The sequence below is a fragment of the Paraglaciecola sp. genome (assembly GCF_039942875.1).
Lineage (GTDB): Bacteria > Pseudomonadota > Gammaproteobacteria > Enterobacterales > Alteromonadaceae > Paraglaciecola.
Map to the genome: position 1 here is coordinate 93,214 of NZ_JBDVBQ010000044.1, position 14,412 is coordinate 107,625.

At 36.3% G+C, this 14,412-nt stretch carries 9 protein-coding genes; 7 read left to right on the forward strand and 2 right to left on the reverse strand.

Annotated elements, in window-relative coordinates; genetic code table 11:
- The first annotated feature begins 61 nt into the window (after window positions 1–61).
- The 4 genes from ABJE44_RS14775 (at window position 62) to ABJE44_RS14790 (ending at window position 6,111) form a co-directional block, all read left to right on the forward strand.
- Complete coding sequence (locus ABJE44_RS14775; protein WP_348111476.1) at window positions 62–292, forward strand: DNA-binding protein; 231 nt, start codon at window positions 62–64, stop codon at window positions 290–292.
- The gene (locus tag ABJE44_RS14780; protein ID WP_348111475.1) at window positions 289–567 is read left to right on the forward strand and encodes a hypothetical protein; all 279 of its coding nucleotides are present in this window, start codon (window positions 289–291) and stop codon (window positions 565–567) included. Before ABJE44_RS14775 ends, ABJE44_RS14780 begins: the two co-directional genes overlap by 4 nt.
- Window positions 560–2,296 (forward strand): replication endonuclease, encoded by a 1,737-nt coding sequence (locus ABJE44_RS14785; protein ID WP_348111474.1) that lies wholly within the window; start codon window positions 560–562, stop codon window positions 2,294–2,296. Before ABJE44_RS14780 ends, ABJE44_RS14785 begins: the two co-directional genes overlap by 8 nt.
- Window positions 2,297–2,370: 74 nt before the next feature.
- Window positions 2,371–6,111, forward strand: coding sequence for a hypothetical protein (locus ABJE44_RS14790; protein WP_348111473.1), 3,741 nt, complete (start codon window positions 2,371–2,373; stop codon window positions 6,109–6,111).
- 539 nt (window positions 6,112–6,650) lie between these two features.
- Here the strand turns inward: ABJE44_RS14790 and ABJE44_RS14795 are convergent.
- Window positions 6,651–7,220, reverse strand: a complete 570-nt coding sequence (locus tag ABJE44_RS14795; protein ID WP_348111472.1) for a VTT domain-containing protein — start codon at window positions 7,218–7,220, stop codon at window positions 6,651–6,653.
- Between the two features lie 407 nt (window positions 7,221–7,627).
- Between ABJE44_RS14795 and hrpA the strand changes: the two genes are divergently transcribed.
- On the forward strand, window positions 7,628–11,536 hold the full coding sequence (gene hrpA, locus ABJE44_RS14800; protein WP_348111491.1) for an ATP-dependent RNA helicase HrpA: 3,909 nt from the start codon (window positions 7,628–7,630) through the stop codon (window positions 11,534–11,536).
- Window positions 11,537–11,620: 84 nt separating this feature from the next.
- A complete protein-coding gene (locus ABJE44_RS14805; protein WP_133471589.1) occupies window positions 11,621–11,923 on the forward strand; it encodes a PilZ domain-containing protein in 303 nt (100 codons plus the stop codon).
- Between the two features lie 42 nt (window positions 11,924–11,965).
- Here the strand turns inward: ABJE44_RS14805 and ABJE44_RS14810 are convergent, their stop codons facing one another.
- Window positions 11,966–13,153, reverse strand: coding sequence for a class I SAM-dependent methyltransferase (locus ABJE44_RS14810; protein WP_348111471.1), 1,188 nt, complete (start codon window positions 13,151–13,153; stop codon window positions 11,966–11,968).
- Between the two features lie 80 nt (window positions 13,154–13,233).
- Between ABJE44_RS14810 and ABJE44_RS14815 the strand changes: the two genes are divergently transcribed.
- Window positions 13,234–14,217 carry an NAD(P)H-quinone oxidoreductase gene (locus tag ABJE44_RS14815; protein WP_348111470.1) on the forward strand — a complete coding sequence of 328 codons (984 nt, stop codon included), beginning with the start codon at window positions 13,234–13,236 and terminating at the stop codon, window positions 14,215–14,217.
- Window positions 14,218–14,412: the final 195 nt, after the last annotated feature.

The following is a 14,412-nucleotide window of genomic DNA, read 5'->3' on the forward strand; positions in this document are numbered from 1 at the left end:
TACTTTTTGTTTACCTGAGTACATATTCGTTTCCGAGTTTTATTAATTAGGAAACAAAGTAATGAGCAGTATTAAAAGAGCACTTACAGAAATTGAAACTTCTGAATATATTGGAATGAGTAGATCATTCTTGCGTCAGTCAAGAATGGAAGTAAATCAAGACAGCCAAACACCCGCACCACCTCATATAAAAATTGGACGTTCTGTTCGCTATTTAAAAGAAGATTTAGACAATTGGTTAGATAGTTTCTTTAAACAAAGTCACCTTCAACAAGAAGGAGGAGCATCATGACTACTAAATTAACGACAACTCAAAACTTGAATTTATTACTTCTAAGTAACAAACGGCATATTGAAATTTGTACTTCGGTAGGTCGTGCATTTGGCAATGTATTGTTTCCCGATGGGGAAAATCCAAATTCATTCATAGCTGCTTTAAATACTTTCTTTTCTTGGGGGTACTTTGATCAAGAGGAGCGCTTTTATCATGGGTTACGTTATTCGCGTTTAACCATTAATGATAAAGGCAAAAAAGCATTATTGGATGCGGAGGTGATGAGTGAATAAATTCACCAACAACACCTTGGAGCGAGAACTTATCTCACGTGATAGCGAGTTCACTTCATTTTTTGATTCATTACATATCGATGATAGGCGTTTTGTGCGAGAGAAAATTGCGCATTTCCCTCGTAAAATACAGAGCATTATTATTAATCAATACCGTAATGAAGCTACGCCATTTCTCGCTAACTCTCAATTAAGAAAGTTAACTGAAAAATTAAACTCTATCATTCCGTTAATTTTGCTAAACAATTTTGACGCTGGCGAGGTAGAGCTTCGAGAGCTTGCAGATAATATGTCTGAGCATTGTCGAAACTATGAGAATAGACAAAATCGTGTTTATCAAATTTCAATCGTTAACGGGAATGTATATCGAAAAAAGCAAGCAACGGGAAGCGATAGATATTCCGTTAACGGTTTGTGTTCTGTTAACGACCCATTTCGAAGCCCTTCAGAAGATGATGTATATAGTTGGTGTGCAAGTTTCGTTAACGGGAAAGGTCTTAAAGCACCAACCGTTAATACAAAGCAAACACTGAAAGGTTGCATTAAGCGAATGCAAGACAAAGGTTGGTGGCTTAGAAGGCTACGTAAACTGATTACAAAAAGCCGTGAAGAAGTGATGATTCATCTTGAGCAAGTTAGTCGACGTAAAGGAATTTATTGCAGTGACCTAACGGCTGCTAATCGATTGATTCAAAAACAACAGCAATTAGAGATGCTTAAATCATTAACCATGACCAATGAACTCGGAGAACATTTTTCGTTACATGACTTATACGAAGTAAATGTTTCAAATCCAGAAATAAGACGTAATGAATTAATGACTCGAATACGTGGCTTTGAGGATATGTCTAAAGAATTTGGAAACTCTGGAATATTCGTTACGCTTACTTGCCCATCTAAATACCATAATGCTTATTCTAAATCAGGTCAGCGTAATCCAAAATGGCAAAGTTTAACGCCTTATGATGGTCAACAATACCTTTGCAACACATGGGCTAAAATACGAGCCGAATTTGCTAGAAAAGGTATTCGTATTTATGGTTTACGCATTGCTGAACCACAACATGATGGCACACCGCATTGGCATATGATGCTGTTTGTTGAAAAACATAATGTAGAAGAGTTTAAAAGTATTATCGAACATTACGCTTTAGAAGAAGATGGAGACGAACAAGGAGCGAAAGAAAACCGAGTTGATTTTAAAGACATAGACCCTAAAAAAGGTTCTGCTACTGGTTACATTGCTAAATATGTATGTAAAAACATCGACGGTGCAAATCTAGATAAAGGAGTATACGGTGAAGACCCAATAATGGCCGCTCAACGAGTTGAAGCGTGGGCAAGTTGTTGGGGGATTAGACAGTTTCAGCAAATAGGTGGAGTATCTGTAACGGTTTGGAGAGAACTACGTAGACTTAAGAGAGCCGTAACGGATGAAAGTCTCGTATACGAAGAGAACTCTTTAACCGAACTGTATAAAGCGGCTGATTCTGGGGATCGGGCAACCTATACGAAATTGATGGGTGGTGTTTTCTGTATACGAAAAGCTCAAGCAATACGGCCGTATTACCAGATGGAAGTAAATAAAGCCACAGGGCTAATTAAAACCAGTTGGTTTGATGGGCTCATTACCAAAAAGCTAAAAGGTATTCTTCACAAAGGCAAAGAAATTATAACTCGTATTCATACTTGGAGTTCTGTAAATAACTGTACTACCAACCAGTTTTAAATATTTTTATATTAAATGATATGTCATTATCCAATAATTTTAATTAAATAAGATTAGATTGTGGGATTATAGACATGGATAAAGTTAAAGTATTCTTAATTAATATCTGTTGGAGGGTCATTCATCGGTGCCGTAAACCGATTAATTTTGATTCGACTTCTTTATTGCCTGATCTTTGTGCGACGTCAGACGCTGAAAATGTAGATGCATATGTAGAAAGATTAAATGATTTATTAATTTATCGCCCGCAAGTTAAAGAAATAGCTATCACGGCTCCATATTCAGGGGGGAAAAGTTCATTTATATTGACTTATAAAAGACTAAATCCGCAATTTCATTATACAACAATTTCTTTGGCTGCATTTAAAGATAAAAATGAAACGGGTTATAAAGTTCAAGAGGAAAACTCTTCAGATGACACTCCAGCTTCTCAAGCTGAGTCTTCTACAAATAATCAAGTAGAAAACCTTCAAAATATCGAAAAAAGTATTGTGCAGCAGATTCTTTATCGAGCCAAAACTAGTCAAATGCCTAACTCTCGATTTAGAAGGATAGTAATTAAGCCAATTAGCGACATTAGCCAATATTTCAGGGCTGTAGCTGTTGTTTTAGGAATTATTTGCTTTCTGTACCTTACTGAGTCTTCTTTTAAACTTCCTCCGCTGAGTTTCCCAAGTGATTGGTCGAGTATTAATTATTTTAAACTTGGTGCGTTAGTATACTTATTGGTACTAGCGGTTTGGTTAATGAAAGTAACTATAACGCTATTTAGTGACTTGGGAATAAGTAAACTTAATCCAATAAAAGGCGAAGTTGCATTTGAACAAAAGAAAAATGACTCAATCTTTAATATATATTTGGAAGAAATTATTTATTACTTTCAGGCTACAAACTCCAATGTGGTTATTTTTGAAGATTTGGATAGGTTCGAACGTACAGAGATTTTTGTAAAACTTAAAGAACTCAACAAACTTATTAATGATAGCAACGATATTGATGATAATAAAAATCCCGTTAGATTTATTTATGCGTTAAAAGATAATGTGTTCACGAGTAACAATAGAACAAAATTTTTTGACGCAATTATTCCCGTTATTCCCGTAACAAATACAAGTAATTCATTTCCGAAACTAAAAGAAGTACTAAAGAGTTCGAAATTAATAGATGGCCTTTCTGACTCTTATCTAAGAGATGTATCAATATATTTAGATGATATGCGCATGTTAAAGAATATAGTTGCCGAATATGGAATCTATAAGCCAACACTATCTCTGAACCTTGAAGTTGATCCTACAAAACTATTTAGTTTCATTATATATAAAAATGTTTATGCCGATGACTTTGCAGAACTGCATAGCGGTTCAGGGGATGTTGCAAAAATTTTTAACAATATAGGAGTGTTTAGAACAGAGCATTCGAAGAGTATTTCAGTGGCTTTGGAGGACATCAAACAAAAGTTAATCAAAGCTGAATCTGAACTTTTGGAGTCATTGGAGGAGTTAAATAGTGTTTGCTTAGTTAAGGTCTTAAAATCTCTAAATCTAAAAGGAGTAACATTATTAGGTAGAAAATCAGTACTTGAAATAATTAAGCCTGATGTTTTTGATGGTCTTTACTTGGATAATCCTAAAAATTTAACAGTACATTTTTCGAACGGTCAACCAGAGCATTTAGGAGAGTCGTTTAATGATATTGTGAATAGAGTATTTCCTAACTTTCCTCCACGTAAAAGCGCGTTGCATAATAAAAATAAAAGTGTAAAAAGTAAGCTAAACAACGAGGTAAGAAATTACTCTCAAAAGCTAAGCGTTATCGCGAAAATGTCAATTAAACAATTGTGTTATGAAGACGTTGGAGCTGAAATTTTACAAGGAATTAAAAACAAGAAATTATTATGCCATTTAATCGAAAATGGTTACATAGATGAAATGTATCATGCATATATTTCAATATTTCATGAAGGTTCAATGACTCGTTCTGATATGAATTATGTAATGTCTGTAAAGCAAAATGTAAGTTTAGATGTGGCATATGAAATTCATAATATTGCAGAAACTTTAGAGTTTATAACTGAGGATCAATACATTCACCGAGCATTTTTAAATTTCAATATAATCGATCATTTGCTGAGTGTTTCCAATAAGATCCCGATTAAGGCTTGTATAAAATGTTTACAGAATGAGAGCGAAGAGGAAGTGTTCAATATCCTGCTACAGTCTATTACACACCTAAAACAAAAGGAAAAATGGCTTGTTGAGTTGAATTCTAATTGGGAAAGTATTCTTAGTTTTATTGTTAATAGTGAGAATACCATTAATGCCACTAAAAATATTTTGGTGGCAGAAATTATGATTGCTGTTCATAAGCATGACGTTGAATACTATGAGTCATTTGAAGAGCCGTCTGTTAAAGAATATATTAATAAAAACAACGAATTAATATCATATTTTTCCAATGATTCACTCTACACCCCAGCTTATTTAATGGGCGTTAGGTTTGATAATATTCGTGATTTTGTGAAAGATAAAAACACTGCTGAAAAAATTTGTTTTTGGGAAATATACGAAGTTAACAATGAAAATTTATTATGTATTTTGGCTGAGTTGAATGAAGGAAGACAGTATAATGCTTGTACGTTTGACGATATATTGAATAGTGGAAGTAAAGATTTTATTTCCTCAATTTCAAATCAAATAGAAGCATTTGCAACTATTTTGCTCGCCTCAAAAAAGCTAAGCATAGGTAGTGAAGAAGGAGCATTATTTTTACTACAGTCAAATAAATTGACTCAAAAAATTAAACTCAATATTATAGCCGAGGAAGAGTTTGAGATAGAAAGCTTTAGCGTAATTAATGAACCTAAACTATCAAGTGCATTAATATCAGTCGAGAAAGTTATCGCGAATTGGGAAAACGTTAAGCTTTTATTAGACGTATGCTCTAGTGAAAAAGAGACAAAAAAAAACGCTCTTACAGAAGTTTTAATTCAATATTTAAATGCCCCTTATGTTTACACTCAATTAAATAAATCTAATGTAGAACTTGATGAATTACAGCGCCTTGAACTTAGTAACTATCTTGTAGATAAATCATGTGAACTAGATGCTTTTAAACAGTTGTATCACTATGTTTTATTTGAGCTTTTGAATTCAGACTTTTCAAATATAGAACACAGTAAGTTGCTAGTTTTAATCAGTGCAGGGGAAATTAAACTTAATACTGCTACTTTTGATAGCTTCCTCTCATTAGATAGCTTCTTGTTGATTAAGCTATTAGAAAATCAATACTCAACTTTCTGTACGTCAGCGGAATTCTCTGATTATGTACTTGATGAAAAAGATCTAGAAGTACTCTTAAGTTCAGATAAGCTCGAAAAAAAGCAAAAGGTTGATGCGATAAATCGGTTTGAAGAGCCGGAAACTGTTACTCCTGAATTGTTTAACCTACTAAAAGATTTTATATCATTTTTCAATGAACCAATCGCTGAATATTTTGTTGATAAAGAAATTCCAAAAATTTCGCCTGCTTTAACAATTTTATTGTTGGGCTTGAGATTGTCAATTGAAGATAAGTTGTTACTACTTCTAGGGCAAATTCAGTTCATGAAGTACGATGAAGCTATAGAAGCCTTAATTAAAGTTGGACAGCCTTATTCAAAAATACTCTCATCTGGCTCTTATATAAATATAAAGCCTACCGATGTCAATATGTCACTTGCGAAGGCGTTGAAAGAGCACCGCATAATAAAGTCTTATGGCAATTCTAGTTACGCTGTAGGTGAAAAAATTAGACTTAACGTGTTTAGAAAGAAATAAGCTATTAGACCTTGAACTACTTCTTTATAGAGAATTTAGCTAGATTCTTATAAGCGACACCAGTAATACATTTTGCTATACAAAATTGAATTTCGAGTGGTTATTAGTGATTGGTTTTTCTGTTACCTTTTTAAAGTGGTGGCCTCAATATGGTCTAAAAGCTGCACTGATTATTGTGAGGGGGATATTAATTTGGGCTTAAAACATCTTAAATGTAAGTTGTACCTTATTGCGTACCATTAATCGATATCATCAATTAAATTTATTAGTTATCAATATGTTATTAGATTAGGTTATATATCGTGCCAGTAAATAGAAGCTTGTTTTTGGTTGTTCATTGAGGACCGTTAAGTACCTTGGATGGTTTGTTTTGCATATTATGTTGTGATTCTAATGTTTATACAAACTTGAATTCAATTGCCTTAGAAGGTTAACGGCAAACTTTGTGTGGGTTAAAAAAGTTTAACCTTTTTAGGCAACAAACTTCAGTGGTGAAGCATTGAACACAGAGGCCAGTGAAAAGAATGAAAACACTGATCCTATAGCACAAGCCATATAATGATCACCAAGACGGTTATCACAATAGTAGTGGGCAACTTATACTTTTTGAACATGGCCTCTGCTTGATTTCCCGCTATCATCACTAATATTGCTAATCCAACATAACGCACTGAGCGAGCAATTAATGTTGCTAAGATAAACATAAAAAACGAAAACTTAGCCGCACCCGCGGCTAACATGGCTATTTGAAATGGAATCGGGACTAAGCCAATTGACAACACATACCAAAATCCTTTTTGTTGCATTTTTGACGTCACCTGTTGCAACTGTTGCGGGTCTGAAAACAAACTTGCAATTTGCTCGGCAAAGGTATCAAACAAAAAGTAGCCAACCAGATACCCAACCATAGCACCAAGAATACAGCCTAAGGTTGCCGCGCCTGCTAAGAACCAGATTTTTTCACGCTTAGCTTGCATCAAGGGGATCAGTATTGTTTCTAACGGAATAGGCACAATAATTGATTCTAGGAATGACATAGTCGCTAACACTGGATAGACATAGGGTGAGTCGATTAACTCTTTAGTCTTGTTACGCAAATAATCTATCATAATAGTCCTATAGCAAGTTTGGGTGTTTAATAAAACTGGATTAGTTGATATCTCCAATTTTTCTTAAATATTTAACTTAAAGCCATAAATATGCCAGGTTATAACTCTATGATATTATTGATTATTTTTTATTTTCTGAAAAGCCAGGCCTTCTAAAGTGTAATAATTACAGACCTATGCTGAGTCTCAAATTGGTAAGTTACAACACTCAGAACCCCATTATTAATGTTAATAATGGCACTCTTTAATTACTCCCTTTTGGGGGAGAACCATACGGACACGTAACAATAAATAAGGCGTAACTAGCTTAAATGTTTATTTTGCTGGAATTTGCATTGCTCTTCTTCTAGGATCTGCCCTTATTTTTGTTGAACCTATCTCCTGTAACTAAAAGTAGAGCGTCATTTTTGTCTCCTGAACAACCTAAAATTGAGCAAGTAAGTATTAAACAATTATCTGAAGACATTGCGTCTTGTCTTTCAAAAGATAAGTTTCGGCTGTTGTCTAGACTGCATCGTGGCGCAAAAATTTCTGCTGACAAACAACAGGAATACTTGCACAAACTCAACAAGGATGTCCAAAGCTCTAAATTTATTTATGAGAAAAGACTCAAGCAATGTCCTGAGATTAAGTACCCAGATTTACCTGTAAGTGAAAAAAAGCAAGAAATAGCAGAAGCAATAGATGCTAACCAAGTAGTCATCATAGCGGGTGAGACTGGATCTGGTAAAACGACTCAAATACCTAAAATTTGCTTAGAATTAGGCCGAGGTATCAGAGGGTTAATAGGGCATACCCAACCCAGACGCTTAGCTGCAAGGACAGTTGCCAATAGAATAGCGGATGAATTGAAAACACCGTTAGGCGAGCAGGTAGGGTTTAAAATTAGATTCTCTGACCAAGTGTCAGACAGTACTTATATAAAATTGATGACTGACGGTATTTTACTTGCCGAAATTCAACAGGATAAGTTTCTAAATCAATATGACACCATCATTATTGATGAGGCCCATGAAAGAAGTTTAAATATAGATTTTATTTTGGGATATTTAAAACAGTTACTACCTCGTCGCCCTGATTTAAAGCTCATCATCACCTCAGCAACCATAGATCCTCAGCGTTTTTCAAAACACTTCAATGATGCGCCCGTTATCGAAGTCAGTGGCAGAACCTTCCCCGTGGAGATTCGTTACAAAGAAACAGAGCAGGGGGATTACGACCAAATTCAATCTATCACTGAGGCCGTTGATGAGTTAATGCTCGAAAAACCGGGTGACATTTTGGTTTTTCTAAGTGGAGAGAGAGAAATACGAGATACGGCTGATGCCTTAAATAAGCGCCAATACCGGCATACAGAAGTATTGCCGCTGTATGCGAGATTGAGTAACGCTGAACAAAACAAAGTGTTTGCTGCTCATTCTGGTCGCAGAATTGTATTGGCAACTAACGTCGCTGAAACATCGCTAACCGTACCTGGCATTAAATACGTTATTGACCCGGGCACAGCTAGAGTGTCTAGGTATAGTGTTCGCAGTAAAGTACAGCGTTTACCCATAGAAGCTATTTCCCAAGCTTCGGCCAATCAAAGAGCGGGTCGTTGTGGTCGTGTATCAAATGGTATTTGTATTCGTTTGTATTCAGAAGAAGACTATCTAAACAGAGACTTGTTTACCGATCCTGAAATACTGAGAACGAACTTAGCATCCGTTATTTTACAGATGATGGCCCTAAATTTTGGAAAAATTGATGCCTTTCCATTCGTCCAACCACCGGATTCACGAAGTATTAATGATGGATTTAAATTATTAGAAGAACTAGGGGCAACTGATAGTGAGAAGGGTAGGCAGCGCCTGACAACTCGAGGTAAACAGCTGGCTAAATTACCGATAGATCCTAGATACGCCAGAATGGTAATAGAAGCAGATAAGTTAAACTGTTTACACGAAATACAAATTATTGCAGCGGGCTTAAGTATCCAAGACCCAAGGGAGCGTCCGCAAGATAAAAAACAACAAGCCGATCAAAAACATGAAGATTTTACGAATAAAGAGTCAGACTTTTTAGGGTATTTTCAATTGTGGCAAATTTTTAAAGAGCAGCAACAATCGTTATCTTCTAATCAATTGCGTACTTGGTGTAAGAAGCATTTTATTAATTTTATGCGAATGCGTGAGTGGCAGGATATTGTCAGTCAGTTAAAAAAATCATGTGCTGAACTTGGGTTTGGTATTAGCTCACAAGAAGCCAGTTATCAGGCTATTCATCAAGCTATTATCTCGGGTTTACTATCCCACATAGGTACAAAAGATAAGGACAGAGAATATCTAGGTGCTCGTAATAGCCGTTTTATGATTTTCCCAGGTTCCGGATTAGCTAAATCACAGCCTAAGTGGACTATGGTGGCTGAACTAGTTGAAACTGCACATTTATTTGGACGTGTTGCCGCTAAAATTGAATCAGATTGGATAGAACCATTAGCACAACACTTAACTAAAACAGAGTATTCAGAGCCCCACTGGTCAAAGAAACAAGGGGTTGTTCAAGCGTTTGAAAAAGTAACCTTATATGGATTGGTGATTGTAAACCAAAGACGTAGAAACTTTAGCCAAATAGACCCTGTGGTTAGCCGAGAGATATTTATTCGTGAGGCATTAGTGAACATGGAAAGTAAAATGAATTTTACTTTTTTGTCTCATAATCAAAGTATTATTGAAAATGTAGAAAACCTTGAAGATAAGAGCCGTAGGCGAGATCTATTGGTTGATGAAGAGACCCTTGTTCTATTTTATGCTGACAAACTTCCGGATTATGTATACTCAGAAGCTAGTTTTAAAAAGTGGTGGAAAAAAGCCTCGGCTACTACGCCAGAATTACTTAATTTTGATCCTAAGAGTTTATTAAAGAAAACCACCAGTCATATTGATGCTCATTCTTTTCCAGAAACGTTTAAACAAAACAATTTAACATTGGCTTTGGATTACCATTTCGATCCTAAGGATATAGATGACGGCGTAAGTTTAATGGTGCCCTTGGCCCTTTTAAACCAAGTTACTCCCCAGGGCTTAGATTGGCTTATTCCTGGATTAAGGCACAAACTTATTATTGCCCTTATTAAAGGCTTACCTAAATCTATTCGTAAAAACTTCGTCCCTGCACCTAATTATGCGGATGCTTGTTTAGCAGATATGCAGCAAGTCGACAAAAAAGGTGAGATGTTAGCCTTTTTACCTAGTTTATCTTTAAAATTGAAACGTATGACAGGGGTTGAGGTAGATATAGAAGAGTGGCAGTTAGATAAGTTACCTCCTCATTTAGTTTTTAATATTAAAGTCCTAAATAATAAAGGTACTGTGATTGCACAGGGACGAGATTTAATCAAACTGCAACAGCAGTTGCAGTCCAAAGTTAAAGAGAACTTACAGCAAGTTGCTACACCGGAAGTAGAACAATCCGGGCTAGTCGAGTGGAGTATTGACACTATTCCCGAAGAATTTATTAATAAAAACTCAGGGTATGAAATCAAAGCCTATCCGGCTTTAGTAAACGAAGGTAAAACAGTAGCCGTTAAACTTTTCGAACAGCCAAATATAGCTCAAGAGTCACATAAAATTGGGTTGCGTCAACTCATAATATTATCTATTCCTTCTCCCGTTAAATATTTACAAGACAAGCTCCCTAACAAAGCGAAACTCGGTTTGTATTTTAATCCTTTTGGGCAAATTAAAGCGCTTATAGATGACTGTATCGATGCCGCAGTTGATCATATGATTGACAGTTATAGCATCGAATTTAATACCGATATTCGCGATAAAGCACATTTTCAGAAAGTAACTGAAAGAGTGAGGCAAGATATCAATGAAGAGGTATTAGAGATTGCTCAAAAAGTCGAAGTAGGATTAACCATAGCCCATGGTATAAAGAAAAAAATGAAAGGAAATGTCCCCCTTAATTTGATCTATGCCCATGGTCATATTAAAGCGCAATTAGATAGTTTGGTGTATAAAGGTTTTGTAGCGGATGTTGGCGCCAATAAACTTAATGATTGGCAACGATATATCAAAGCGATAACCAAACGGTTGGAAAAGCTTCCTATAGATCCAACTAAAGATAAGCTCCACCAATTAAATATTGAAAAGGCAGAAGCAGCATATAAGAGTAAATGTAATCAGTTTCCTGCCAATCAACTTCTACCGAAAGAGTTAAAAGAGGTCAGGTGGTTAATACAAGAGTTACATGTTTCCTTTTTCGCTCAGCAGTTAGGGACGTCAACCCCCATATCAATGAAACGTATATTGACCTATTTAGACTCTCTTTAGTCTAACCTTTGTTAACAATCGTTGACTTTATAATCTAAGCACCCTATAAACAGGGTGAGCAGATTAAACAGAAAGAGGTATGGGATGTTAGGATACGATGATAAACGTAACTTTTTTAGAATGATGGTGAACTCAACTTGCGATTTGAAGATCGTAGATGAGGAGTCTTCACGGTCTATTCAAGCGGTTTGTAAGGATATTAGCGCTACGGGTATGTCATTCGAAATAGAAGAAAGTTCAGTTGAGGTGGGGACCTTAATCAATGTGTACATTGAGTCTACTAACGCACAAATCCCTTCTTTAACGGCAGATACGAAAGTAGTGTGGTGTGAATCTAGCGAAGAAAATACTTGCACTATAGGTGTTGAAATTCTTGAAATGAAATAACTCAAAGCTAAGAACAGTGGCCCGTGGCCACTGTTCTTAGCTTTATAAAACCTTGCAAACTAACCCTTTTAAGTAAAAACCTTCAGGGTAGTTGGTCGATACGGGGTGATCAGCAGCTTGGCCTAGTCGCTCTATTATTTGCACAGTTCTACCTGCATCGAGTGCTGCATCAGCCACAACCTTTTGAAACAAGTCAAACGATAACAAGCCAGAACAGCTGAAAGTACATAGAATTCCCCCCGGACGCATTATTTGCATGGCTAACATATTAATATCTTTATAGCCTCGACAGGCACGGTTGAGAGAGCTCTTAGAGTCAACAAATTTAGGAGGGTCTAAAATAATTTCATCAAAATGCTTTTGTTCTTTCTTAAAATCTCGTAATGCCTGAAACACATCTAAGTTTAAAAATTCACTTTTTGAGGTATCTAGACCATTAATCTCAACATTTCTTTTAGCTGTTTCTAATGCCAAGTCAGAAACATCAAGATTTGTGACTGATTTTGCGTCATTTTTCAGGGCATAACTACCAAACGTCCCGGTGTAACAAAAGCAGTTTAGTACGTTTCTGCCTTTCGCATATTTTGCAGCAATGTCACGGTTATCTCTTTGATCTAAATAAAATCCAGTTTTATGCCCTTGTTTTACGTTGACGAGTATTTTGACACCATTTTCTTCTATTATTACTTCATCAGGCACTTCACCATGTAATACCTGAGTCACTAATTCTAAGCCTTCTTTTTTTCGAACCGCCACATCGCTTCTTTCATAAATAGCACAATCAGGAAACTGTTTTGTTAAAGCCCACACTATTTTGCTTCTATGTTTCTCAGCTCCTGCTGATAAAAGCTGACATACCAAAACGTTTGCATATCTATCTATAGTGATACCTGGCAGTCCATCGGACTCTGCGGCTATCAATCTATACCCTGTTAAACCATGCCTAGCTATTAATTCTTCTCTGCTGTTTTGAGCTGTCGCTATTCGTCTTTGAAAAAAGCCGTTATCGATAGTTTCATTTTGCTCAAAAGTCCAGATACGAACTTGTATTTGTGACTCAGGGGACCAAGCACCACGTCCTAACCATTCGCCATCATGAGAGAACACATCGACTGTGTCTCCATGGTTGGTTCTTCCAATGGTTTTTTCGATCGCCCTTGAAAAAATCCAAGGGTGGCGACGTAATAAAGATTTTTCTCGACCTGGCTGTAAAATAACACTGGATGGCATAGGATAACTTATATTTTAAATTTGCCGTGATTGTACATCAGGGCTATTAGATGCAAAACCTAAAAAGGATAGCAAAGTTCGTGAAATTTATAGAGCATGTTGAAGGCGGCGGTCCAGATTCTTTAACTATTTCAAATACAGACATCCCTGAATTGAAGCCTAACCATGTACTTGTCAAAGTTGCATATTTTGGGATTAATAGAGCGGATACGTTGCAACGACAGGGTAAATATCCGGCGCCTCCCCACGAAAGTAAAATATTAGGTTTAGAAGTAAGCGGTGAAATAACGGCGATTCATGATGAACAAAGTGCTCCCCATAATGTAAAGCTTGGTCATGAAGTATTTGGACTTGTTGCTGGCGGCGGGTATGCGGAATACGTACTGATAAATACCGAGCATGTCATGGTTGTGCCTGAGAATATTTCTTTAGCGCAAGCTGCAGGTATTGCAGAGTGTTTTTTAACGGCATATCAAGCCTTATTTATAGAGTCTAACTTGCTACCTAAACAACATGTTCTAATTCATGCTGGAGCCAGTGGCGTGGGATTAGCAGCCATCCAACTTGCTAAGTTACACCGGGCTTTCATTGCGACCACAGCTTCAAGTGAGTCCAAGCTGGCACTTTGTAACAAGCTGGGTGCAGATCTGTTGATAAATTATAAACACCAAGATTTTTTTAAAGAAATTAAGGGTAACTGGCAAGGGTGTGACTTGGTGGTTGATTTTATTGGCGGTGATTATCTCAACCGTAACTTACAGTTGTTAAACACCGATGGGTCTATTTTATATTTGGCTATGTTAGCAGGGCGGTACGCTGATGGCTTAGACATGGCATTATTATTGGGCAAACGAGCCAATATAAAAGGGTCTACATTGCGTAATAGAAGTAATATTTATAAAACTCAACTGATTAAAAAATTTACTAAAGCTCATTTGGCTGATTTTTCTAATGGCTCACTTACTTCCATCATTGATACTGAATATTCAGCAGCAAAATTAGCCGAAGCCCATCAACGTATGGAAAATAATGACACGCAAGGCAAATTGGTTGTGGGTTGGTAATGAAGCGTAATAAAAAGTGGTTAGGTTAGCTGTACAGTCAAGAATAGATTGATTAGAATACAAACTTGACACAAGTGTCAGGTTTTTAAGCGCTTTTAATCTAACCTCACTTTTATCTCAACCTATTGTGGTTAACTGTTATGCATAACAGTTAACTCGCTCAATACCATGTATATAACCGCCTAGGAAATCGTA